Genomic DNA, 25,337 nt, shown 5'->3' on the forward strand with positions numbered 1-25,337 from the left:
ATTTAGGTTTTAACTGTTATTATTTGTGCCGCCCTGCAAGGTGCCAAGGCTGGTTTTGTTCAATATTATCGGGTTGGTTTCCTGGGTGTCGTCATTGCAATCACTTAGCTGGCCCTGCTGATAAACAGTGTACAGTTTTTCAATCACGTCGATGAATTTGCTGTTCAATACCGGATCGATAGGCGTATCCGTACTTATCGCTATGTGTTTGGCTGCAAGCCAGTCTTTATAAACTGCTTCAAAACCAACCATCTGGTCATGTCCGATGAAACAGATCCGCGGCAAAATATGAGCGGGCGTTTCGGTGCGGATGAGCCGCTCGGCATAGGTGCGGAAAGCTGTGTTACGTAACCTTACGCTATATCCCGGCAGTATCACACAAACCCGGAACGAGTATGGATCAAGCGGCTCACAGTACACGCCATTAGGATCAAGGCATACCGGCATAAACTGGTGATGAGTGCTGTCATCGCCGGTATAATCAAATGGCGGGCGCAGCAGGATATTTTCTATCACGTACATGCCCTCCATCTTGAAATCGTTTTGCATAAATTTGATGATGAACGCAATCTCGGTTTCGATGGCGGCGGCGCTGAACTCCATATCATTATGGGTAAGCAAAGTACCTGCGGAGTTGGCTATATTATAAACATACTTACCCGCGGTAGCTCCTGGACTTAAGCGGTAATTTTCCCTGTCGCAGGCCAGCACGGATACCAGGCCAAGATCTTCATAAGCATCTATCTCCTTCAGGAAGTTGGCATTGCCTTTAAATTTAACTACGCCAAGCTGCGATATTGTCCAGTTGTAATGCAGGGCATCGGCCTTAAACAAAAGGTAATCCTCAACGCTTAGCTGCTGCATTTTATAGTTAGAGAAACCGAGCAGCATTGAGATCCGTTTTTCCATGCCCGATACATTCACCAGTTGCTGATCCGGTGTTTTGGCATTGTACAAATCCATCCCGCTGCCGCGGCAAATGCTCATCTGGTCATAGTCTTTCAAAAACTTAACCTTATGCCTGATGATGTTGCGCTGATAATCTTCGCCGTAAATGCGGTACATTAAAAATACGTACTCGTTAAACTGCTCGGCAAAACGGGCCAGCAAATGATCGAGGAATTTATTTTTCCGTTCGGGATAGTTATCCTGCCCGGTTTCTTTAATTACATCATCAACCGTTTTCTCCCATTGGGCATAACCATCCAACAGCTTTTCCGCATCGCGGATGCCATTTACCGTATTACTGAAATAGGTTTTGCGGATACTATCGTCGGCAGTAAGCAAAATCCGGGCGTTTGAAAGCTGGGCAAAATAATTAGCCAGCACCTGATCATAAAACAACAGATACCCTTTAAGTTGTAAAGCCAGCGACCGTTGTTCACTTGTAGCAGTATCGGGCAGGCCCAGCGGCGAGATACCGTAATTTTCAGGAAACTGATTTTGCAGGGTTTCATAGTGCCCTATATCCCTGTAATCGCCTTCGGGTACCGGCAAATCAACTATCTTTTTTGCCTCTACATTGTCCTGCCAGTCTTTCCGAAGCTGGTTAAGATCTGCCTGGGCTTCGGACTGTTTCAGTTCGATAGGCACCACATCCTTATAAAATGTGAATGATGAATTGGTTTCACACAAAACAGGCTTGTGGCCATCCTGTACACAAAGCAGCCATTCGTTTGATTTATAGATCTTATCGGCAACCTCGCTCTGCGGCGCGGTACAGCCGCAAAAACCAAAGGAAATTCTTTTCACCAATCGTACACCGTCAATTTCCATGATAATGCGGTACAGATCAGATAGGCGCACCTCTGTACGCAATTGCGAGGCCGCAAGTTCGGCCGGGATGATAAACCCTTGTTTAGCAAATTTGGCATCAATACCCTGCAGGTTTTCAAAATCAAGTACCGGGCCCTCAAAGATCTCGTCGGTCTGCATGCCTTTATCCAGCAATTCTTTAAGCAGGTAAAATTTAATATCGGGTGTAAGGTATTGCTCTATATTAAACATGATCTGCGCCCAGATCATTTCAGGATCGGCCTGGGGCTGAAGCTCAATTTCGGCACATATCACGATCTCCTGATTTTCAACGGCCTTTACCTGGTCAAGATCCTCACACAATTCGCGGAAGTAATGGTATACTGATTTTATTTGTTTGACGATGTCATCCTGTTTGGCTTTTATCTTGGCAGCATCGCCCCCCAATTCAGGAAAATCCTCAAAATCTATCAGGATATCGTTTATCCCCTTTAAATCGAATTTTACTTCATTACCTGTCAGGGCATTTTCGCCGGGTTTGGCATAACGAAGCAGCGGTTTACCATCAGGTTGTTTATAGTTGGCTATGATACTATGGGGCGATTTTTTGATCCAGGCATTCCGCACACCATCTATCCGCACAAATAATTGACGGTAGTCGTCGGGTGTAACCGGGTAAGTGGGCAATATTTTTATGGCAGATAAGAACTGCTCATGCATACTGGTGGTATTGTCATGATCAACCGCTAAAATATTTTCAACGGGCAGGGTAATGCGGTAGTTCAAATCAGTGAGTGCATAGCAAAGCATCTCCAGCGTGGTAATACCTGGATCATGCACATTATAATCCGACCAAATGGCACTGGCCAGGTCGCGGATATGCTGCATACCTTCGGTGCGCAAAGTATTATACTCGGGCCCAAGGCTGGTATCAATTCGTTTCGGTATGGTTAACTGATCAATCATGGGCATGTAGGTATGGTTTTAGTATCAATTAAATGTTGTTTTGCCGATACAAGGATGGCCTTTGAATTGCCTGCCTCCAAAACATCGGGGTTTGCGGGCCCCGATGCTGTGAAGTACATCTTAAAATCGGCTATATAATCAACATAGGGTAGTTCTTCAATAAAGCGAATCACCACGCTTTTGTACAGGATGCCGCCAAAATCAATATCGGCATTACGGTTAAAAGCCCAGGGCGACAGGTAATTAATCACATCGGTATTCAACTTAGCCGCGTATAGGTTTTCATCCAGTCCGAAGTAAAATTTCACCTTAAAATCGAGGATCACCTCTTCATAATCAGGATTAATAGCCAGCAGGTCAACATGCATAGAGTTTAATCCCGACAGGTATTTGGTAATCTCGCTCAGGGTATTTTTGCTTACGCGAGGTTTAAATGGATCAAAACTGATCTGGTTACGGATATCAGGTATGGCTACCACCCTTACACTGCCCGGGGCAACTTCAATATTATCGTTGGTATGGTTAAGGCATTTAACCCTGAACACCTGCGGAAACTGCGCCATTACCAGGTGCTCATAATCCCAGATGGTGATAGCCCGGTGTTTATGCCTCAGCCGTTCACTTACCCTCAGGCGGAAAGGGCCATCATCCTCTGGCAGTAAACCACCAAACGAAGCATATGGCTGAGTAACCGATTTGATTTGCGGCAGCCTGTCGACCAGTTTGCTGATTGTACCTGCGGGCAACCCGGTTTCCAGGTGCGAAAGTTCATTATCATTATCGGCAAATTCGGCTTCGGCAGCCTGGATATGTACGTTGATGAATTTACAAACCGAATCTATCGTTACTGCAGTTGGCAGTTCAACCCCAAGCCAGGTGAGGCTTTGGTTTAGGAATGTATTGTTGGTTGTAGCGCCTTCGGGGATTAAAAACTTGATGATCCCCGAGCGCAAAAAATCATTGGTATCATCGCTGATGATATTGCTTTTATCCAAAGCAAGCCATTCATTACCTGATAAATAATGCCATTTAGGTTGAATAGTATCCGAGAACGACGGCGCAAGCGCGTCTTCACTGCCCTCGGCTACCTGGAAAAGAATACTGGCTACAGACCCCGTTTCAATACCTGCAATACCTATGTAAAAAGCTGCAAGATCAGGAGCTTGCGGTATGGCTGTAATATTCCCGTCGATAAGCCCGTGATATTGTTTTTTGAGGAAAGCATGCTGTTCGGCCTGGCCAAATGGTGTTTCGTGAAAAAATTGGACGTTATGGTTCACGTAATCAGCCAGCAGACCATGGTTATCATTACTGCCGGTCAAATCATCAATCTTATTTTTAGCCGATGCCTTGTAATCGAGCTTTAGCGATGCTATTTCGGGAGTATAGGGTTCTTTAGGAATAAGCGCGGCCCTTGTTGTATCTGTCATGGCAGCGGCAAACAATTGCGGATATATACTATGCATAAAATCCTTTGCAAGGCTTATAAGGATATAATTATCCTTAACTCCTGCTGAGAAATTTTCGGTTTGTGTTTGAAGTGTGGTAGCAGTTTGCTGAAAACCAACAAAACCCAGCACCGGGAAAAACATCTGCATTGGTTGCACATACTGTTGCACCAATGCCTTTTCGGCCTGTGGCCAGCTACCCTGCTTAAAAGAGCCCGATACATTAAAATACAGGTATTTATTAATAAAATAAGGTGCGGGATTTACCGCTTGCTGAACGCCATCCGGCTTAAGTGTAAAGGTATTATCAAGCACATTGATCTCGCTGCCTTCACTTGGGAACAATGCACCGTTTTTGATATAGGCCACTTTTGCTTTAAAATCACTTTTGGCAGTTATCTCCCTCGAAGTCCCCGTGGTATCTGAAGCCTCATTACTGGCGGTAATATTATATGCACCGGGGCTTAATGTCGACTTGAGATAATCTTTACGATAAGCCGTATAATAACTTTTCAGATCATCAGGTACACCTTTCCAAACTATATGTGGCGTAATTTCCGTCCACTCTTTTTGAAATATCTCAGTACTGCCGATGTATAGGGTTGAGCCAACTTTTGGCAGTGCGCCAAAGGCAAAAAAGGGCTTTGATGGGTCAACTTTACCGTTATCATTTTCAACGGCCAGGTTTTTCATGCCTTCCACAGTCACATCTATCTGCACATTATTGAGCTTAGCTTTACTCAGCGCGATATAAACAGGATAGGCATTATCCTGAACACTCATCAGCAGCCGGATTACCGGGAAATCGGTTTTATAATTTTCTTTATGAATAGCCTGATCATAGGGCACAACAGCCTTAGCCTTTGCCGGTATATTAACTGTAATAATAATTTGCTGCTGATTAACCTTAAAGGCATCTGTAGTTGGAAAATCGGCCTGCAGCCACTCTTTTTCGGATGTTAAAAAAACCTTAAACAGTTGGGCAAGCAGTGCAGGATCAATAGTACCGAGCCCCGAAAAGTTGAGTGTTAAAGTTATGGTACGGTCACCCTCGCTCATGAGCAATACTTTTGATGCAAAAGCAAAGCCCATTGATGCCGTTGGCCAGCTCTTGCTGCCAAAAGGGTTCCACTTAGGTACATCATCTTTAAAAGGCGTACCCAAACCATCGGCCGAAAAAGTAACATCGGCATAGGCTACCTTCTTATCCGCAGGCGATTGGTACCAGCTTTTCATAGCCGCTATAGTGGCGCTGTTTACAGCCAGCTCTGCGTTTGTTTTAAAAACAACCGGTTTGGGTTTGGGGCTTTTATCTTTACCGGCATCAAGTGATGTGCCTTCCGGCAACAGGAAACCGGTGAGGTTGCGGGCAAGCTCAAATATTACATGTACCTTATCGGGTACTTCGGGGCGGTTGCGCAGCTGCAATACCCGTTTAAAATAAAAATCAAGGTGCCGGCCGGTAAACTGATTCAATGCATCTTCCGAATGCTGTAAAAGCATAATGAAACACATAAACAGGGCCAGGTGCGGTTCAACATCGCTTTTGATACTTGAGTCGGGAAAACCCAGGCCGGCATTCTGCATTTTAACCTCAACCTGCTTCAAAAAATCCTGCAGCGCTTTTTTATCCTGGATGAAAAACGGTTTCCAATCGCCCTGGGGGTAATTGCTGTCTTTCAAGGTATAATAGTTTATTTTATCGGCATAAGCAGCAGCGAACGTCAGCCAGTCTTCCATGCCCAATTCCTCAATTGGGGCACTTGCTGGGTCAAGCGCTTTCAGGAAGCGCTGTGACTGGCTTGAGCCATCACGTTGAAGCGGATTTTTATCGTTACAGGCCATGGTTAGTTCTTATTGGTTGGTAGTTATGCTGGTAATGTCATTTTTATAATAAGGGAACACATAGTTGTACCTTGAATTGGTGGTACGTACTGTGTAATTGAGCTTAATAAGCAATATCCCTTCGTTATCCATACTGGTGTCAACCTCGGTGCTGTTGAGCGTTATCCTGGGTTCAAAATACAGTACTGCGGTTTCAATCAAATCTTTGATATAGGTTTTGAGGGTAAGGTTTACAGCCTCAAAAACTATCTTTTGTAAATCGCACCCGAAAGTTGGCTGCATAATGCGCTCGCCCAGCCGGGTGCTGAACAGTATGCCCAAACTGCTTTCAATATCGGCCTCGTCGGTAAGCATTTCAACTTTACCGGCAGCCTTGTCAAAGCTTGGCGGGAAACTCCATCCCCTGCCTATAAAAGGTATTTTTGGTTCCATTGATCAGCCTCCGATTATTACTGTTGGGCAGCCTAACACTATTGATCCGCCATGGGCTGTGCTATCGCCCATGCGGGCAGCGGGTTTCCCCCCTATCAGCACCGTTGCCGAACCCATGATTATCGAGTCGGGCGGACCGGCGCAGGTACACATATCGCCCACGCATACGGCCGGCATACCACCAATGAGCACCGTTGGTACCCCCGGCCCTATTACCGGCCCGCCTACGTGAGGCGAAGGCCCGTTGAACATAGGGCATACGTGCATATCGCCTATCCTTGCTGCTGCTGCCATTTTTTGTTATTAGTTTATTTGTACAATTGAGCCTTTCAGTGCCGCCGTACCGCTTGATTTTACTTCTACACTCGCTGATCCCTCTGCCGAAAGGGCGGTATTGGCTTTCAGGCCCAGGTTCATTCCTTCGGCATTAAAATCCTTCTGGGCCTTAAGCACCAGTTTGCCCTGGGTTTCGATGGTGATGCCATCGCTGTTCATTTTTATCGAGTTATTGTTCTCATCCTTTAACTCAATCGCCCCGGCGTCTTCATCCATAGTTATCTTTTTCCCGGCCGGCGTTTCAATGGTTACTGATTTTTTATCGTCATCAAAAATGAGCTTCATTTTGCTGCGGGTTACAAAACCCTTTTGGTTGTTAGCATCGGCCGCGGTTAAAGGAGCAGTTTTGTTGCTGCTGTTAAGCATACCCAGTACCACCGGCTTACGAGGATCGCTGTTTAAAAAACCAACAATTACCTCATCCCCAACTTCGGGCAAAAAGAAACTTCCGCGTTCCTTTCCGGCATCTAAAGTTGCTACCCGCGCCCAAATCCCCTGATCATCAGCGCTGATCACCGGCATACGTACCAGGATGCGGCATTCGCCATCGGGATCACTTTCCAATTGGGTTACAACGCCAATCTGCAAACCGGGCACTGCCTGGATCAAAGCCGAAGCGGGTTTTATACTGGTTTCAAACTTTTCGGTAAACCACTGCGGATCCAAACCAAACTGTACTTCCAGTTGCCAGTCGCCGGCCGAGATATGATGCTGAATGTGGCTTACAAAGGTGTTGCCGTTAAACCTATCGCTCAGATTACTGAGCTTAATGATCATTCCCGGTTTCACCGTATGAATGCCTTTAAACTTTACCCTGCCCCGCACTTTTGAAAGCACCTGTTTTTGCTTGAGCGATGTTGCCCAGGCCTGCAACTCGGGCTGTGAAAGCTTGCCGCCATGGTTAAGCTGATATTTACTTTCATTAAATACGCCAGCCAGATCATCACTTGTCAGATTGCCGTTCAGTTCGCCCGATGGCGGATTAGCATCAACCTTTTCAATTTCCTGTGATGCCGGGTTCCAGGTGCGGCCTGTTATGGAGGGGAACTGGATCCGTGAATCAATCTCGGCATCCAACTCCAGCATGGTTGCGCCAAATGATAATTCCACAACCGCGGCGCCGCTTATTTCCGGCTTTTTGATGGAGAGGGTATTATCATCGGTATAAACCAACATCCCGTTCAGCTCGGCTCGACCGGTTATAAAATCCCAGTCGGTGGCTTCGTATTGCACCAGGTCGCTGGTGGTGATGTTCATATCGGCAACATCGGTGCTTAAACCGCTGTAAGTGCCAGCTATAGTAGTTATAGCATCGCTGTCCTTCACGTTTTCGCCAAAGTACTTGCTGTGGCGGGCAAGTGTCATGGCAATGGCCTTATCGCGGCATTCGATAACCAGTTGCGAGCCGCTGTTGCGCAGCTTGATACTGTGTTTAATAACCACACCTTTAAACAGCGTATAATTATCCGATTCGTAACCACACAAAATCTCGATGTTTTTACCCGGCACAAACAAGTCGCCATTGCTGGCATCAAACTTTTGGGCCGAAGTGTCACCATCAATGATCACCAGTTTAGCGGCGGCTATCCGGTTAATGCCTTTATCAATCACCATAGCCTCCACCTGCATGGTGCGGGGTATCTCGGTGCCCTCAATTTTTACAATCGGGGTAACAACGGTACTTGACCGGGTGGTTTCTATGGTGCGGCTATCTGCCATGATCTGTTATTGATTTAATGGTGGAAATTTGAGCTTTGTGCCTGTTTTAAGGTACCTGAAATCGTTGAGGCTGTTTGCCTGGGCTACTTCTATGTAATACTTTGAATCGCCGTAGATCTGGTAGCAGAGCAGCGGCAATGTATCCCCTTCGTTAATCACCCTCACTTTTGTTAAATCGGGCGACTGGGCATTTTCTTTAGCTACCCTCTTTTTATCCTCTACCGAACCAATGAACGAAGCTTTTACAATTGCCCTGAGCGGGCGGCCCTGGCTGTCAAACAGTTTATAACTGATATCCATTGTTTCCAGCGCACCGTCAAACTGAAGCGTTCCCCAATAGATACTTACAAACCTTGGCCGGTGCTTATCGCCCTGGTATTCGATGATGAGCTTTTGCAGGTTATCGATATCCTCGTCAACCCCTAACTCACCGGCGGTAGCACCATTGATTACCCCGGTACGATCAAACATCAGCTCAAAATCCATCTTCTGCGGCTCAATCTTGGAAAACTTGGGCAGCTTGCCCGAGGTTCCCTGCGCCTGCTTATCAGAATACTTGATCTCAATCTTCTGGCTATAGCTTTCGGGGTTAACCTGTACCGTCATAGAGCCTTCTTCATTTTTGCTCTTCGGATCGGACCAGGCCACGATCTTCATTTTGGTTACGTTATCGGCCATCAGCGTTCGTTTTTATTTTTCAAAATCTCCAGTATCTGTTCTACGCACTCGGCAATGATCTCATCTTTATCACCGCCTCCGCCGCCACTACCGCCACCGCCACCTGAGGGCTTTGAATCCTGTTCGGCAGGGCTTTGGTTTACGCTCACGCGGATGTTCAGTTCTCTGATCTCAATTGGCATAACATCAGGTTTGAAGGGTGTAATACTGGTATTGCAGCTCAAAGCTTTCAATAGCGATACTGTTTTGCTCGGCATTCAAATCGCTCAGGCTCCATTTTTTGGGCCAGGCCTGCACTACGTTCCAGGTTAAAAGCGGATCATGTTCTTCATTAAGCAGGCTTACGGTCAGGTCTTTGGGTTCGATAATAAAATTATTGAACACGTTATTGCACCAATCCATCAACAGTTTTGATTCGGTAATGAGCCCTCGCTTCAGCACCAGTGCAGGAAACTTGGCCCTTACCGGCAGCGCGTGTTCAAAACGATTTTCGCCGCCCTCCTTCTTGGATTCTGTTTCCATCTCCATGGATAGGCCCGATACGTTTTGGAACCGGCTGTCGATTTCCTCATCGCCAATGCCCGTAAACACCACCTTAAAGTGAAAACCTAAAGGCGGATAACCCGATTTAGCGTCGAAGGCCATGATTAGCCGTTTTTGATGGTTAAACCTTCGTGCGCAACCTCAAGCGTTTCAATTGCAGCCTCGTTGGCATCTGCCTTTAAATCGGCCGACTGGATCTTAACCGGGAAGGCATTTTTTACCGACCAGGTAACTACCGGCTGATGCTCTTCGTTAAGCAGGTTAATGGTAAGGTCGCGGCGATCTATCTGGTTTAGTTTTACGGTGTTCATCCAATCATAAAACTCGTTATCATTAGCAAATGTGCCGCGTTTTAGGGTGATGTTACCGTATTTGCGCATGCCGGGCATTTTTACCTTATTGTATTCCTTACTGCTGCCTTCGCGGTATTCAACCACTTCGGTTTCAATTTGTAAGCCGGTTACTTCGGTAAAACCGATGCGTGTGCCACCCCAGTCAACCTGGAAATGGAATTTGGGTAGAGGATAATTTGCCATTTTATTTGTTTTAAATGAAATTCATTGATTTATATAGAACCTATTGATTAGTTTCACATAAAGCGATTAATAATAAAGCCGTTAGCTTTAGGCTTTGTGCATTCTGCTTTAAGCTTTTATATTATTAACTCTCCTGCATTTTGTGTGAGAAACGGAGGATGATGAACTCGGCAGGCCTTACTACAGCCATACCAATTTCAACTATCATGCGGCCCTCCAAAATATCGAGTGCGGTCATGGTTTCGTTAAGGCCAACGTGTACAAAAAACGCGTCTTCGGGTTTAGCGCCCTGTAAGGCCCCGGCACGCCATTGCAGCGTTAAAAAGTTCTGGATCATCACCCGCACCTTTGTCCAGGTATTGGCATCATTGTTCTCGAATACAAAAGGATAAGTAGCCTTTTTAACCGATTCTTCGACCATAATAAAGAAACGCCTGACAGGGATATAACGCCATTCATTATCATTACCTGCTAAGGTACGCGCGCCCCAAACCAAAGTGCCCCGGCCCGCAAAGGCCCTGATAGCATTGATTGATTTACCAGTGGCAGTAACATTCATATCATCCTGGTCGCTGTTATCAATTTTCACAGCGGGGCCTATGACATTGTTAAGGCTTACGTTGGCAGGTGCTTTCCAAACACCCCGGGTACCGTCAACATTGGCATACACCCCTGCTATTGCCCCAGACGGCGGAATAGTGCTCATTTTAAGCGTTATTGCCGAGTTTGCAGCACTGAAAAATACATTGCCAGAGAATAAAGCCTGCTCAGCAAGGTTTTCATAAAACAGGGCACCGTTTATTAATGCGCCGAAACCAGTTAAAATAGTGGCAACAGTATCCTGTAATGCCTGTACAATGGAAAGTGCACCGGCTGCATCCTTGGTAAAGTTGTCTGCATTGGCAGCTACAGCCGCATAGTTTGAGTTGGCTATCCAGGCTGTATTATCCAATACCGAATAAACAGGCGTTGGATTGCGGCCGGCGGTTGTATTAGCAGCCACCTTGGCATTTTTTTCGTAGGCAATGAGGTTGGTGATGGCAGCGGCAAGTTTTGCGTCTCGGCTCAGTGCATCAATATCTTTGCCATACAACGCACCAACAGCGGGTGCATCTTTAGCCTTTTTACCCGCGGTAACAATGGCGGCCAACAAATCGAGATAACTGGTTAGCTGTACATCGGGAGTTATGTTTTTGGCGATATTATTTGCCAGTGCGGTTAGCTTTGCTTTAACGGCATCAATACCACTTACCCTCAACGCAGTAGCGTCGGCGGCGTTACTAAATACAGATCCGATTACTTTATCAGTATCTTTGATAGCATTTTGCAGGTTGGTTACCAGCGCCTTTTCATCAGTGCTTTTTGAAAAACCATCATAATTGGTGATCTTGGCCGGTACCCCTGCATTGTTCCAAAACTCCATCTGCCTGAAATCAACATTGACATCATAAGTGGTTATGATCCAGGGATAATAAGCCGCGCCGTAATTGAGGTTATTGATCCCTATCGAGCTGCGGAAGTTGTCAATAGGCTTATTGCTAACATCCTGGCGTTTATCGCCCTGCAGCACATCAAGTATCGAGAACCTGTCTTGCATAGAAGCACACAAGCCCAACGCCTTGGTTTGCAAACCGCTAAAAGCAACAAGGTCGGGGTTACCGCCGCTTACCAGCTCAACCGCATCAGGAAACAAGATCAGTGTAGGCTCATCCTCGGCCGATAGGGTATCGATACCTCCTGATATGGGTGGCGCTGTTACTGCAGATGAAAAATCTCCTACCGAAACGATATAACATGGCCCGCCGCCATTATCAAAGTACTGCCTGAGCGATACATACAGGTGAAACCGCTTATCGGGTACCACGTTCAGGATCTGGTTTGTAGCCGGATTAACAGTAACCTTAATGGTTGCCGGTACATAGCCGCCGCCAAATAAGCTTTCAAACTCCAGCAACGATTTTATGCGGGTTGGTACATTTACCAATGATTTGCCTTCAGGAGTTAATGCAAAAGCTGTAAAACCTATAAAGGCGGGTATAGCGGTTTCAACCTGGGCAACTGATGGCGGAAACAGTGCAATCTCCTGCACGTAAACTCCGGGTGTTTTATAAGCCATGACTAATTGATTTAAGATTGAACCATTTTATGACTGAAACGAAGAATGATAAACTCGGCCGGACGGACCACAGCCATGCCTACTTCAACAATGAGCCTGCCTTCCAAGATATCCAGCGAGGTCATCGTTTCACCAAGGCCAACGTGTACAAAGAAGGCATCCTCAGGCTTGGCGCCCTGTAAAGCTCCCGCACGCCATTGCAGTATTAAAAAGTTGGCTATCATACCGCGTACCTTTGCCCATGTATTACCATCATTAGGCTCAAATACAAAGGGTTGGGTTGAGTTTTTAACCGATTCTTCGACCATGTTAAAGAAACGCCTTACGGATATGTAACGCCATTCGTTGTCATTACCTGCCAGCGTACGTGCTCCCCAAACCAATACACCCTTGCCCGAAAATGCCCTGATGGCATTTACCGATTTACCGGTGCTGGTAACATTCATATCTTCCTGGTCGGCATCATCAATTTTTACCATTGGGGCTGCTACCATGTTAAGGCTCACATTTGCCGGCGCTTTCCAAACACCCCGCGTATTATCAACAGAAGCGTATACACCTGCTATTGCCGCTGCGGGAGGTAAAATAACCGAGAACAGGCTGGTTTGCTGTTTGATATAATTATACAGATCACTGTTTAAGTGATAGATAGAATTGGCTGTGTTGGCATCATCGCGCAGAACGGCAGTGGCCGGAAAATCCGTTGGTGTAACGCCTGTTCCGGAAACGATCAGTTGTTTGCTTTCATTGCTGAAATAGTTGATGCTGGTTTGCAGCCATGGATAATAGGCAGCACCATAACTAAGGTTATTAACCCCAATAGCCGTACGGAACGCAGTTGCGATATCACCAAACGCTTTCTTCCCTTTATCGGCTACTGCCACATAGGGGTCAATAAGTACTACCCTATCCTGCAGAAATGCAGCCTGGGCCAATGCTGCGGTAAACAAGCCATAATAATCTGCAGGTGCGGTAAGGGTTACGGCATCGGTAAACAGCAAGATTGTGGGCTCATCTTCCTTTTGAACCGCGGCAAGCGCGTTTCCAAGCAAAGCTTTGTCAACATTAACAGCTGCACCAGTTTGGCCTGCTGAAACAATGTAACAAGGGCCGCCGCCATTGGCAAAATAAAGCTGCAGGCAATAGTACATCCTGAATTTCAAGGCTGCGTAAGGATCGTCAACCGCGGCATCAAATGAAAATACACCGGCCGCCTTTTTGATCTTGATACCGGTTGCTGTTCCGGTTGTGGTGAACAGGGTATTCTCGGCAAAACCAAAAATCTGCTCATACTCTTTAAGCGATTTGATCCTGACAGGGTTGTACTGCAGCGATGCCCCGTTATAGCTAATATTTTGTGTATAGCCTATAAAGGCCGGGATAGCCGTTTCAACCTCGGCTACCGATGGAGGTAGGAGTGGAATTTCTTCCACGTAAACACCCGGAGTTTTGTATGTTGTTGCCATATTACTGTTTTTTACTTCCTAAAAAAATATGTCTGAAAAAATCTGATTGGTTTCTGGTTTAATAAGGGATGCCGTTGCATTGGGCAGGTCGATAGTGGTTGGATGATTATTTTTATCCTTCACTTTCACAGCTATAAAACCCTGCCGGGTAAGGGGCAGCGCATTATCAGTTACTGATGCCGCGCCAAAAGTTTTACCTATGTAGCGCCAATAGGTTGCCCGGTTTTTAAACCGTAAGCTAAACACCGGCGATTTAAGCGTGGTATCGGCCTGTAACAGGTTATAAGTTGCGCCGGTTGTTTTAACACAGATATCAATAAAAGCCCAAGCCGATGAGTCCATACTGTAATAAAACGGAAAGTCGTCAGTATAACCTGCAGTTGCCAGGTGGGCAGTATATAAGCCTTCGGGCAAATTGCCCATATCAGCTTTGATGATGTTCAAAGGCCCGGTTTCCACACTGCCGGGCACGTTTACAACATTGCCAAAGCGATCTTTTATAGTGAGTGCCGGGGTTTTATTTGCCACCGTTACCTGGTAGGTAAATATGCGCCCAAACTGGCGGATCAAATCATTATTACTTGCGTAGGCCAGCGGTTTTCCGCCTACTAGCGGATCGGTTACCCAGTTGCCCGCCGGGGTAGCGCCCGCTGCCGGATCAAGGTTGTTCTTTTTCTGGGCGATAAATAATTTAGTTGGCGCAGCCTGGTTGTCAACCAGCATATCGCCGGGATAATAGTCGGTAGCAGCCTTGTACACATTCGGTGTCGCTGTTAAAAACGGCGCCACACGCGGCGAATACGAAGGATCGTTGGTAAAAAAGTATACCATACCATCCGGCGCCTTTAAAGGCAGTGAGCTGTAGTTGGCAAAAAGCCCATCGTTAATAGCCAAACTGAAGCTAAAAACGGTGTTATCCGGCGGTACTATCTGCGGCTGCTCCTTGCCCCCGTTCAAGGTGTATGGGATGCCGGTAATAATGCCGGTTTCTGTTTGTTTATAAACCATGTGCAAGCCTGCGAACTTTGCCCTTGTAGCTTTAGTAGGCGTTACGCTCATGAAACTGCCTATGTCATAACGCTCCAGCATGGCCAGGCGCGCATCGGCGCTCAGCGTGTCAAAGAGTGAGATCCCGTCATCCAGGTGATAATGATGACGGATGTCAACCTCAAAAAGCGTTTCGTAGTTCAGGTCCAGTACCATCGGGTTTATAATTTACAGGTTAATCGCCGGCACTAATCGTTAGCTCAGTTTATCGCTCAGTTCTATCTTTTTAATGATGCCACGTGTTTCGGTCACATTATCGCGCAGTATTTCAATCAGCCTGACGCGGTACAATACATATGGAAATTGTTTACCACCCAGTGTGCTCCACAGGTAATTGGCCTGCTCAAATGTGGGCGAGTAGATATCAAGTATAAGGCGAAAATCGCCGAGGCCTACTTTCGTGGTCGGGCTGTTTTGTTTGGTAAAAGTACTCTTGCCCTGAAAAAATTCGACGATATGCGACAGGAAGATCAGTGATTTTTCATAAGAAGAATGCAAACAGGCCGAAAACAAAACATACAGGTTAAGGTACATCGGCGCGTTACGATAGTTAATATCATCGCCGTTGCGTACATAATTGGGTATATTTTTCATGGTAAACTCTTCGGAGATATTTACCAGCGTTACCAGGATATTCTCAAGCCCTTTGATCTCATCATCGCTCAGGTGGGCTACGTTTTTAAGCTGGGTGAAGCTTGAGCTGAGCCCGCTGTTCCCGTCGGTTGTTTTGAGATAGTTATTCAACTGCTCGGCTAAAAAACTTACGGTTTGGTAAATCATGATAATTAGATGTTTATAGGTGTTTGCAGGTTAGCTGCTGATGTTAATCCAAAATTGGGCATCAGGCTTTAGTAACCTGCAAGTGTATGCACGCTAATTACCACGTATTTATACGCAATTAAGGCACGTATAAATACGTGGTAATGAACAGGTTAAAACAACACAAAACCTGCAAATTTCATCAAAAACGAACTTTTTAAAATGGATAACCAGTTGTCACGGCGCACTCTTCTTCAAATTCCATAATTTAAGCACGGCGTAACATCGACAAAACCGGAGAACCTCATATCTAATTGATGTTCAAACAAATATCTCAAAATCAGGATACTACTATCCTAAAGGATACCGGTATCCTTTAGAATAGTAGTATCTTTTTGATAGTTATGAGAGGTAATTTTGCTGCTACAAAATATACAGCAATGAAAATATTACATCTAATCAGCAGCCCGAGGGGCGAAGCATCATTCAGCGTAAAATTAGGCAGGGCCATCGTAAGTGAATTACAATCGGCCCATCCCGATCATACATTAACTACTCATGATTTAACCACTACTCCATTCCCACACCTGGAAGAAGCACACATAACATCTTTTTTCACTCCTGAAGAAAAAAGGACACCAGCGCTTGTTGAAGCCGTTAAACATTCGGACGAGGCAATTGCCGAACTAATGAATGCCGATGCTGTAGTTATTGATGCACCAATGTACAACTTCGGCATTCCGTCAACCTTAAAAACATGGATAGACCATATTGCCCGTGCGGGCAAAACTTTCAAATACGATGGAAAAACACCTGAGGGATTAGTTAAAAATAAAAAAGTATACCTTGCCATTTCATCTGGCGGAGTATATTCTGAAGGATTCATGAAAGCTTATGATTTCACCGAGTCCTATTTAAGGGCTGTACTGGGCTTTATGGGGATGACGGATATTAAAGCATTTAGAGTTGAAGGCGTAAAGGTACCGGGCATGCAGGAAATTGCTTTAGATAAAGCGATACAGGCAATTGAGCTTTAATATTAAAACATCCGGAGGAAGTAGTTGCTTTCTTCGGGTGTTTTTGTTTTAAATTTTAATAACAAAGCTATCCGTTAAAACAGCTGTATTTTCGTCCTCATCAGCTACGGTGTAATATTCACCGGTTAAGGTGAGCCCATTGTTAATCTTTTCAACAGCGATCTTTAAAAAACCATGACGGGTATCGCAACTGTATTCAAGGCTAACCCCATCAAACCTGGAATCTTCGGCAGTAAAACCTGTATTGTCGGTCAAAGCAATTGGATGCAATTCGTCAAAACCACCAGTACCGGCTACAATATAAGGCATCATGGTTAAGTCATTATATTGCTTACTGAAACGCTGATAATTGTGTACGTGCCCGCTAAAAACTATATCAGGCCTGATGCCGGTTTCTTCAAAAACACCTTCTAAAAAATCAATCATCGGCAAACTGGCTCCATGATTAATATCTGCCGAATAAGGGGCATGGTGCATACAAAGGATAATTGCCTTATCTGGCCGCTGCATATCGGCAGATCGCAGTTCCTCCATAAACCATTCACGCTGCTCGCGGGTAACAACGCCGTACTTAGGTACATTGGTATGTAAACCGATGATGGTTGCCAGCGGGGTGTCCATTGTCCAGTAAATATTGGGTTGCGGCATGCTTTTGCGGTCTATCCTTCGGCTTAGCATTACCGGGCGCGAAACAGTATCACAAAACACAGTTGTAAAAGCATCAAGACTTTGATACGGCATTGCAGCAGCAGGGTTTACATCACTATCATGGTTACCGGCTATCGCGAATATCGGTCCCGGATAAAGGCTATAGGGTTCAAAAAACTGTTCATAATAGTTTTGAGCCTCTCCGTAGTTGTAAACAACATCACCTAAATGGTACAAAAACTTTGGTTTACCGGCGCCGGAAAGCACTTTATACTGTGCAGCCATTAAAGCTGCTATGCGCCTTTGCGAACCCGGATTACGGATGCTGCCGGTATCCCCTAACATATGAAAAACCATTTTACTGTCAGCGATGCCGGGCACTACATCATGTATGGATAGATGATAGGGATAATTGCCGGAGGGCTCGGGCAGGGGCTGAAATTTATAGCTGTCATCCGGCTGATCTTTTTTGATGACCGGGCCTGTGTGTTTTAACGAGGAAATTAAAGCCATCTGCTCCATGATGTCAACAAAATTACGCAACCTAATATTAAGGCAGGATTAAATTGGGGTTTAAGGTTTAACAGGGCCAGCCTGAAATCACGGGTTCAAAATGTTATCAGGCCAATGGTAATTGAAGTGCTTACCTTTGCGGCATGAAAAACTACAAAATAATCTTATCTGCAACCCTGCTTACTTTATCGGCATGTAGTGTTAATCATGTTAAAAACACATCTGCCGGTTCTGATTCTGCTAAAAATCAAAGTTCTGCCCCTGCTGTAAGCGCGAGCCTGTTTGCCAAAATGCAAATAAAGCCCACAATTAAAATTGGAGACGCCGTTGAGCTAAAATTCACCGTTTACAACGATGCCGACACTGCCCGTCAATTTTGCAAATGGCATACCCCATTTGAGCCGTTGATTAGCAAATATCTTGACATTAAAGATGTAAGCGGTCAGGAAATACTATACAAAGGCGCTATGGCCAAAAGAATCATGCCGCCCCCGCCCAGCAGCTATATTAAAGTTAATCCAAAGGATAGCTTAATGGCTACTATTGACCTGCTAAAGGCTTATGATATCAGTAAACCATCAAAATATACTGTTATTTACGTAGGGCAAAATATGAGCGGGCTTACCGTGAAAGACAGTGTAGCTTTTGTTTATGAAGGGAAGTAAGTCCCCATCTTCGCGCACAGTCAACTCACCCGGTCTGCGCTTCGCTGGACCACCCTCTCTCCGGCTTCGCCGCAAAGAGGGAAACGAAAATAAAAAATGCCCCCCCTCTTTACGCTCGCGTAGAGAGGGGTGACGAGCGCAGCGATGTCGGGGTAAGTCTATACGGTGTTTAATCCCTCCGAAAATCAAAAGGCTACCTCCTTCATTTTCTTCAATGCTGTTTTAGCCACCGTTAAAGCATCCTGTGCATAATAACTTTTATTAAAAACCTCAAACGAGATTACCAGCGGCCGTTCGGGGTTTTTAACTATTTGCAGGATCTGTTTAATCGGGGCGATACCATCTCCGCAATAGATCCTGTCAGGTTCGGAGATCAGCTCAGGACTGATACCTGCGGGATAGTCATTTACATGAAAAATATCCAGGGCATGATGACCAACATAATTCAGGCTTTCAACAGCCGATTGACCCTTAAAAATATGGAACACATCGAGTAAAATACGAGCATTCGCGTTACCACACTGTGTAGCTACATAAAGTACCTGGCTTATGTGTTTCAGATTTTGTGAGCCGCCCCACATTTCCAGTTGAGGCATAACACCGGTTTGTTCACCCATTTTCAGGATGGTAAGATATCGTTCGGTTACCACATCCAAATCAAGTACAGGGCCTTTGGTCACGCCCGCCGGAGGGGCTGCAATACGATAACAGCCTATCTGTGCCAGCATTTCCATTTCCCGTTGAAGCTGCTCCAGCGCTTTTTTACGGATAGGTTCATCATCAGCCAGCCATGGGGCAAAACCGATAGCATCTTCAACTTTAAGGCCGAATCCCTCGATGATCTTTTTGGCTTCGGTTAATGACCCGCCGCTTCGCAGATAAGTTTGCAGGGTATCTATCCAGATCTCTACCGAGGTAAAACCGGCTTTGGCAGCTACTTCAAGCTCTTTAACAAAACCAAGATTATGCCCGCGGATGGTGCTCATATTTAATGAGTAAACAAAGCCGCTGCCAGCTTTTGGAGCTATGGGCGCTGCTACCGCTCCAGTTTCGCTCAATACGGCAGCCCCCGCTGTTAAACCTATAGCCTTTAACACTTGTCGGCGGTTTAAATTACTCATATATTAATCTTTTAAACCTTTTATATAAGCAATGGTAATGGGTAGCTGCTGGCTGTATGAGGGACTTTCATCCTCGATGAAATAATGTTTGATCCCTGCCTTTTTTGCAGCTTTCAGCACTTCGGGGATATCAATTTGCCCGGTGCCTAATGCTACGTCATTTTTTGTATCGGTGCCACCTGTAAGGTCGTTAGCTACGCCTTTGCGGATATCTTTCAGATGCATCAGTTTCATCCTCGACGGATACTTATTGATCAATGCAGCCGGGTCCTGCCCACCATGGAACGACCACAGGATATCTATCTCGAACGAGACATATTTCGGATCGGTATTTTGGGCGATATAATCAAACAATGTACCATCGTTATAAGTTCCAAACTCGTAACCGTGGTTATGGTAACAGAAGGTTAAACCCGCTTCACTCAGGATCTTACCCACCCGATTAAAATCGGCAGCGGCTTTCTTGGCATCATCCAAAGTAAACTCTTTACCATGTGGGATCCAGGCAACCATCACATATTTAGCGCCCAATATTTTAGCCAGCTTGATCACACTACCCGGATCATTCACAATTGCGTCATACCCCGCCCCGGTTGATGGGATGCTGATACCGCGGTCATCGCACATTTTCCTGAACTCTTCGGGTGGCATCCCTTTCGGCCCTTCGCCTTCAATTTCAGTGATGCCCAATGATTTTATAGTATCCAGCACGGCAGCGGTAGCTTTTGGCATACTACTGCGAAATGTGTAAGCCTGCACCCCTATCGGGCCGGTAAATAATGGTTTGCCTTGTGCTGAAGCTTTGTTTTGTCCCCAAGCCATGACGGCTACGAGGGCTATAAAAATGGTTGATTTTTTCATGGTTAAAATTGGTTAACGATTAATAATTGCAGCTAAAGACTTACGAAGTTTTAAAAACTTCGTAAGTCTTTAGCTGCTTTGTCATTTCACTTTCAGAGGTTGCATACTTTTGCGCTTCGAAATCGTTACTCAACAAACTGAATATCCTTTAAATTTAAAATACCATCACTCGGTTTAGAATGTTTTATGGCGAAGAAATATACATCATGCTTTCCCCTTACTGGCTTACCCAACACCCCGGTTACTTCACCGGTTTTATCCCATGAACCAGTGGTTTGGTAAGCTACAGAGCTGATCACCGGCCCGGCCTGCGAATCGAGCCTCACCTCTATCTCCCCGTCATAATCCTTCGAGGCATATTTATAAGCAAACTTGCTAATGTTGGTCAGGTCAATATTCCTAAACAGTACATATGATTTATGGTTACCTGCCGACAGGTCATCTTTAAATCTATTAAAGCCTTTCAACTCATCGGCATAAACAGCCTTCTCTGCAGCATTACGCAACACCACCATATCCGTAGCTTTCAGCGGACCAACAACTTTACCGCCCTTATCGGTATAAGATGCCAGCAGTGTGTATTCTCCGCGCGGTTCGGCATCATTAAATTTCAGATTGAGTGTTCCGGTTAAGGGCAAAGGCAATACCGGGCTCTTTTTATCCGTAAGCGAAAAAATGTATTTCACTATTTCTCGCGTATCGGCATTTGATAGTTGCGGATGCGCACTCATTACATGCTCGGTACCCCAGCTACCCGCGCCGCCCGCAATTATCTTTTTGGAGAGTTGCTCAATAGCTCCCTTTTGTGTTTTGTACCGTTTTGCAATAGCTAAAAAGCTTGGCCCAACGGCAGTTTTATTAACAGTATGGCACGATTTGCAATCACTATTAGCCATCAGCCCCTTACCCGGATAGCTTACCTCGGTGGTTGACAAAGCCGTTAAGTTTTGTGTGGTGCTATTGGCCGAGGGCTGCGGGTTATAGATATAAAATAATTTTACCCTTTTGGGATCTATTTTACCGTCCTCCTTATCGCTAACCACTACATGGTAGCGGAAAGGCTTGCCTTTCCAGATGAATGATTTATTATCAGTACTGGCTATGGTAACTTCGGGTTTGGTATTGCCAACTCTTACAATTACCGTATCCCGACCAGACAAGCCGCCCTTGTCAGTTACCTTCAATATGGTTTTATAAACGCCCGGCTTAGTAAAAGTATAACTTGCCGATGGAGTAGCAGCCCCAACAGTTTTACCATCAAACAACCACTGATAAGTGATCTTATCGTCGTCATCTAAATCTTTACAGTTCTGGCTGCTGAAAGTTACTTTAAGCGGGGCCTGGCCGGCTATTTCCTTTTTAGCAGGAAACTCTTTTAACTCCGCGGTTAAAAACCTGGTTTTGGCGAATTTATTAAATGCTGCTGTATCCGAAATACTTGCTTTAGCAATCGGCGCACGGTTACCGGTATTGTATTCAATTTTAACCAAACGGGCGTCTTCATTTTGGGCACCATAAACCGAGCCATACTCCAACATATACAAAGCACCATCCGGCCCAAATTCCATATCAATAGGCCGGCGGAAATCGCCGTTGGCAGGCATAAAGGCTTCGTTGCGTAAATAATTCTCATCCTTATCAAACCTAAGGTCTATCACCCAGTTGCGCATCCAGTCGGCCACAAACAAGGCGCCGTCATAATATTCAGGGAATTTGTTCGGGTTTTTGATATTCTTATCAAACTCATAAAAATCGCCGCCAATGGCGCAGCGGCCTCCCATACCCAACTCCGGAAACTCGTCGGAAGCAGCATACGGATACCAGATCATGGCCGGGGTAGCAGGAGGTAGCATGTTTAGCCCGGTGTTATTCGGCGAATTGTTTACCGGTGCTTTAGGATCAAAATTTGGCCCTGGCCTGGCATTCACAAAATCCCAGTGCGAGTAAGCAAAGTTGTTGCCCACAAAATATGGCCAGCCAAAGTTTCCTGCTTTGCGCGCCTGGTTAAACTCATCATACCCGCGCGGCCCCCTTGGTGAATCTTTACCTGCATCCGGCCCAATCTCGCCCCAGTATAAAACCGATGTTTTAGGATTTACCGCAATCCGGTATGGATTACGGCAGCCCATAACATAAATTTCTGGCTTGGTTTTAGCCATCCCTTTCGGGAAAAGGTTTCCTTCGGGGATGGTGTAAGTCCCATCAGCCTCGGGGTGGATGCGCAGGATCTTACCTTTAAAATCGTTGGTATTGCCGGCACTTCGCTGCGCGTCAAGGCTGTAATGTTCCGTTCCGGGGCGCTCATCCAGCGGCGCATAACCATCAGAAGGAAAGGGGCTTGAGCTATCACCTGTTGACAAGTACAGGTTTTTATTCTTATCCCAGGCCAGCGAACCGCCATGGTGAGCACCGCTCACCTTTTGTACAGGTACTTTAAGCAGGATTTTCTCCGATTTAAGGTCGAGCACATCCGCCGGACTTAACTTGAAGCGTGAAAGCTGGAAGTTAAGCGGTTCAATGGTTTGCCCGGCGGGCATATAGTAGATATAAACAAATTGGTTCCTGTCAAAATCAGGGTCGAGCGTGAGGCCGATAACACCCGTACCACCTTCATAGGTGATCGGGAATTTATGGATTAATTTAAACTTATTGTTTTTGGTATTATAAACGGAAAAATTGCCCAATAACTGGGTGAAAAACACACGACCATCCTTTGCTGCCGCCAGTTCCATAGGCGAAGCAATGTTACTTACCAGCACCGTTTTAATAAACCTGGTTTGATCGGGCGCCACTTTAGAATATGATTTACCATAATCAAGCGGTTTGCCACCGCCCATAGCGTATTTGATCCCGCCGAGCAATTGCCCCAAAAACAGGGGATCGCTGTAGCTTTCGTCGGTATGGCCGCAGCCCGTATAAAATGCCCGGCCGCCATCAAACTCATGATACCAGGTTATGGGATGATTGGCGCCGTTGGTACCCCCATCGTAAGTATTTTCATCGAGGCTTGCCAGCACATGGATGCCACTATATATAGATTTGTAATTGTACCATTCGTCAGTACGCTCCCACCTTGTGGGCAGGTTGGCGGTGGCCGGCTGGCTTTTATCGGTTACATCAATAGTAGCCTTCCGGATATTAGAGTTGTTAGGATGGCTTGAAAAATAAGCCCCAACCAGCTTGCCGTACCATGGCCAGTCGTACTCGGTATCAGCCGCAGAGTGTACACCCATAAAACCACCGCCTGCCTGTATATAACGTTCAAAAGCTGCCTGCTCAACCGCATTAAGCACATTGCCTGTAGTGCAGTTAAATATTACTGCCCGGTATTTCTTCAGATTATCGTCGTTAAAATTAGCAGAGTTGGTGGTGGTATCCACATCAAAGCCATTCTCGTTACCTAATTTTTGAATGGCCGCTATCCCAAACGGGATACATGAATGGTGCCAGCCTAAAGTTTTTGAAAACACCAGCACCCGCGGCTTATCAGATGGTTTTTTAAAGGAATAGAGCAGGAAAGTTAATCCTGTCAAAAAAACGAAGGTGAGTTTTGTTTTTAATGACATGTTTGAGGTTATTATTGGTTTACATTTTTAATGAATAGCCATAAAAGCAGCATTAATCCCATCGCCTTGCTAAAAGGATTTATAAACAAGGCAAAAAATATGAAATGCAGTATCGCTAAAAAGGCTGTTCAACAATTGGCTAACACAATATTACTATTTAAAAAACTCACTGTGTATTAATTACACTTTTATTTTTAGCAGGAATGGATTTGTAATTGAATTGTTACTACCATCAATACAAGATGGGATCTGCCGGATGCAGAAGTGCATAACCGAGCCTCCGCCGGCTTCATTCTGAAGGTAAGGTGAGGGACATTTTTAAGGAAGTAAGTCACCTTGCAGCGAAAGCTCACTTCGCCGGTAAGTAACTATCATATACTAAGACAAAATCTGGTTCCGGTACTGGCGCGGGCTTACCTTTTTAATCACTTTAAAAAAGCGGTTAAAGTTTGATACATTATTAAAACCGCATTCATAGGCTATATCTGTAATACTGTAATCTTTATTACTTAGCAGTTTGCAGGCATAACCAATTCTTGTTTCATTTACAAACTGGGTAAACGACTTTTGGGTACGCGCCTTAAAAAACCGGCAAAAGGCAAATGTGTTCATGTTAGCCACATCGGCAATGGTATTTAGTGAAATATCCTCTCTGAAATTATCAAAGATGTACTTAAATACCTGGTCCATGCGCTTACTATCATGGTATTGATAATAGTTGATATAGTTGATACTGGCCAGCAGGTTATGCTCCGGGTCTGCACTCATGATATTAAGGATCTCGAGCAGGGTGATGATCCTTTGCAACCCTTCCTGCTGTACTATCTGGTACATCAGTTTTATTACCATATCACGGCTTTTACCCTTCAGCTCCATCCCTCTTTGCGCCTTACTTAAAAACGACTCCACTTTGCGTATGTTACCAAATGCCGAAAGATTCATGAGCAATTTTGACGGATTGAAGTGAATAGATAGTGAATGCGCATAATGTTCAGGGTCATCCTCATTGGGTTGTTCCTGGGTATTATGCCAAACATGCGGAATATTTGAACCAAGAAAAATAAGCTCGCCGCTTTCAAAATAATCAACCAGATCGCCGATGATGCGCTTACCCGAGCCTTTTACAATGTGTACCAACTGGCATTCTTCATGAAAATGGAACTCACTTGAGAAAAAAGGAAGCTTCACCTCCCGTGCAACAAATAGGTCATCCGACTGTACCCCGTCAGACAATACGGCTAAAATTGGTTTCATTTTAACAAAACATGAAGAGAAAAGCT

The 25,337-nt window shown here is 45.4% G+C and carries 20 protein-coding genes; 2 read left to right on the plus strand and 18 right to left on the minus strand.

Annotation, left to right across the window (positions count from 1 at the left end):
- Positions 1-9: 9 nt before the first annotated feature.
- The 13 genes from J3L18_RS13920 to J3L18_RS13980 form a co-directional block, all read right to left on the minus strand.
- The gene (locus J3L18_RS13920; RefSeq protein ID WP_129570319.1) at positions 10-2,721 is read right to left on the minus strand and encodes a contractile injection system baseplate wedge protein; all 2,712 of its coding nucleotides are present in this window, start codon (positions 2,719-2,721) and stop codon (positions 10-12) included.
- Positions 2,718-6,014, minus strand: coding sequence for a baseplate J/gp47 family protein (locus J3L18_RS13925; protein ID WP_129570318.1), 3,297 nt, complete (start codon positions 6,012-6,014; stop codon positions 2,718-2,720). The genes J3L18_RS13920 and J3L18_RS13925 overlap by 4 nt, the downstream gene beginning before the upstream one ends.
- A 9-nt stretch (positions 6,015-6,023) precedes the next feature.
- Positions 6,024-6,446, minus strand: coding sequence for a gp25 family contractile injection system sheath assembly initiator (locus J3L18_RS13930; protein ID WP_091171184.1), 423 nt, complete (start codon positions 6,444-6,446; stop codon positions 6,024-6,026).
- A gap of 3 nt (positions 6,447-6,449) precedes the next feature.
- Positions 6,450-6,740: a PAAR domain-containing contractile injection system baseplate protein gene (locus J3L18_RS13935; RefSeq protein ID WP_091171180.1), complete on the minus strand. Its 291-nt coding sequence runs from the start codon at positions 6,738-6,740 to the stop codon at positions 6,450-6,452.
- A 9-nt stretch (positions 6,741-6,749) separates the two neighbouring features.
- Positions 6,750-8,501 (minus strand): type VI secretion system tip protein VgrG, encoded by a 1,752-nt coding sequence (vgrG, locus tag J3L18_RS13940; RefSeq protein ID WP_129570317.1) that lies wholly within the window; start codon positions 8,499-8,501, stop codon positions 6,750-6,752.
- A 6-nt stretch (positions 8,502-8,507) separates the two neighbouring features.
- Positions 8,508-9,179: a CIS tube protein gene (locus J3L18_RS13945; RefSeq protein WP_091171174.1), complete on the minus strand. Its 672-nt coding sequence runs from the start codon at positions 9,177-9,179 to the stop codon at positions 8,508-8,510.
- Positions 9,179-9,361 carry a DUF5908 family protein gene (locus J3L18_RS13950; RefSeq protein ID WP_091171172.1) on the minus strand — a complete coding sequence of 61 codons (183 nt, stop codon included), beginning with the start codon at positions 9,359-9,361 and terminating at the stop codon, positions 9,179-9,181. The genes J3L18_RS13945 and J3L18_RS13950 overlap by 1 nt, the downstream gene beginning before the upstream one ends.
- Before the next feature lie 4 nt (positions 9,362-9,365).
- Positions 9,366-9,824 carry a phage tail protein gene (locus J3L18_RS13955; RefSeq protein WP_091171169.1) on the minus strand — a complete coding sequence of 153 codons (459 nt, stop codon included), beginning with the start codon at positions 9,822-9,824 and terminating at the stop codon, positions 9,366-9,368.
- 2 nt (positions 9,825-9,826) lie between these two features.
- The gene (locus J3L18_RS13960; protein ID WP_090524162.1) at positions 9,827-10,258 is read right to left on the minus strand and encodes a phage tail protein; all 432 of its coding nucleotides are present in this window, start codon (positions 10,256-10,258) and stop codon (positions 9,827-9,829) included.
- Between the two features lie 124 nt (positions 10,259-10,382).
- Positions 10,383-12,374, minus strand: a complete 1,992-nt coding sequence (locus J3L18_RS13965) for a phage tail sheath C-terminal domain-containing protein (protein WP_129570316.1) — start codon at positions 12,372-12,374, stop codon at positions 10,383-10,385.
- 11 nt (positions 12,375-12,385) lie between these two features.
- On the minus strand, positions 12,386-13,840 hold the full coding sequence (locus J3L18_RS13970; RefSeq protein ID WP_112652163.1) for a contractile injection system sheath protein: 1,455 nt from the start codon (positions 13,838-13,840) through the stop codon (positions 12,386-12,388).
- Positions 13,841-13,858: 18 nt separating this feature from the next.
- A complete protein-coding gene (locus tag J3L18_RS13975) occupies positions 13,859-15,043 on the minus strand; it encodes a hypothetical protein (RefSeq protein WP_129570315.1) in 1,185 nt (394 codons plus the stop codon).
- Positions 15,044-15,082: 39 nt separating this feature from the next.
- Positions 15,083-15,667, minus strand: a complete 585-nt coding sequence (locus J3L18_RS13980; RefSeq protein WP_090524152.1) for a contractile injection system cap protein — start codon at positions 15,665-15,667, stop codon at positions 15,083-15,085.
- 419 nt (positions 15,668-16,086) lie between these two features.
- On the opposite strand from J3L18_RS13980, the gene J3L18_RS13985 reads away from it, so the two are divergent.
- Positions 16,087-16,683, plus strand: coding sequence for an FMN-dependent NADH-azoreductase (locus J3L18_RS13985; RefSeq protein ID WP_091171585.1), 597 nt, complete (start codon positions 16,087-16,089; stop codon positions 16,681-16,683).
- A 48-nt stretch (positions 16,684-16,731) separates the two neighbouring features.
- On the opposite strand, the gene J3L18_RS13990 is transcribed toward J3L18_RS13985, so the two are convergent.
- Positions 16,732-17,853, minus strand: a complete 1,122-nt coding sequence (locus tag J3L18_RS13990) for a metallophosphoesterase family protein (RefSeq protein ID WP_208102444.1) — start codon at positions 17,851-17,853, stop codon at positions 16,732-16,734.
- Positions 17,854-17,987: 134 nt separating this feature from the next.
- On the opposite strand from J3L18_RS13990, the gene J3L18_RS13995 reads away from it, so the two are divergent.
- Positions 17,988-18,509, plus strand: coding sequence for a protease (locus J3L18_RS13995; RefSeq protein ID WP_129570314.1), 522 nt, complete (start codon positions 17,988-17,990; stop codon positions 18,507-18,509).
- 185 nt (positions 18,510-18,694) lie between these two features.
- Here the strand turns inward: J3L18_RS13995 and J3L18_RS14000 are convergent, their stop codons facing one another.
- The 4 genes from J3L18_RS14000 to J3L18_RS14015 form a co-directional block, all read right to left on the minus strand.
- Entirely contained in the window at positions 18,695-19,630 is a 936-nt protein-coding gene (locus J3L18_RS14000) for a sugar phosphate isomerase/epimerase family protein (protein WP_129570313.1), read from the minus strand.
- 3 nt (positions 19,631-19,633) lie between these two features.
- Complete coding sequence (locus J3L18_RS14005; protein WP_129570312.1) at positions 19,634-20,491, minus strand: sugar phosphate isomerase/epimerase family protein; 858 nt, start codon at positions 20,489-20,491, stop codon at positions 19,634-19,636.
- 125 nt (positions 20,492-20,616) lie between these two features.
- Positions 20,617-24,057 carry a ThuA domain-containing protein gene (locus J3L18_RS14010; RefSeq protein WP_129570311.1) on the minus strand — a complete coding sequence of 1,147 codons (3,441 nt, stop codon included), beginning with the start codon at positions 24,055-24,057 and terminating at the stop codon, positions 20,617-20,619.
- 378 nt (positions 24,058-24,435) lie between these two features.
- Complete coding sequence (locus tag J3L18_RS14015; RefSeq protein WP_129570310.1) at positions 24,436-25,311, minus strand: AraC family transcriptional regulator; 876 nt, start codon at positions 25,309-25,311, stop codon at positions 24,436-24,438.
- Between the last annotated feature and the right edge of the window lie 26 nt (positions 25,312-25,337).

Origin of the sequence: Mucilaginibacter gossypii (assembly GCF_017569325.2) — a bacterium.
GTDB lineage: Bacteria > Bacteroidota > Bacteroidia > Sphingobacteriales > Sphingobacteriaceae > Mucilaginibacter > Mucilaginibacter gossypii.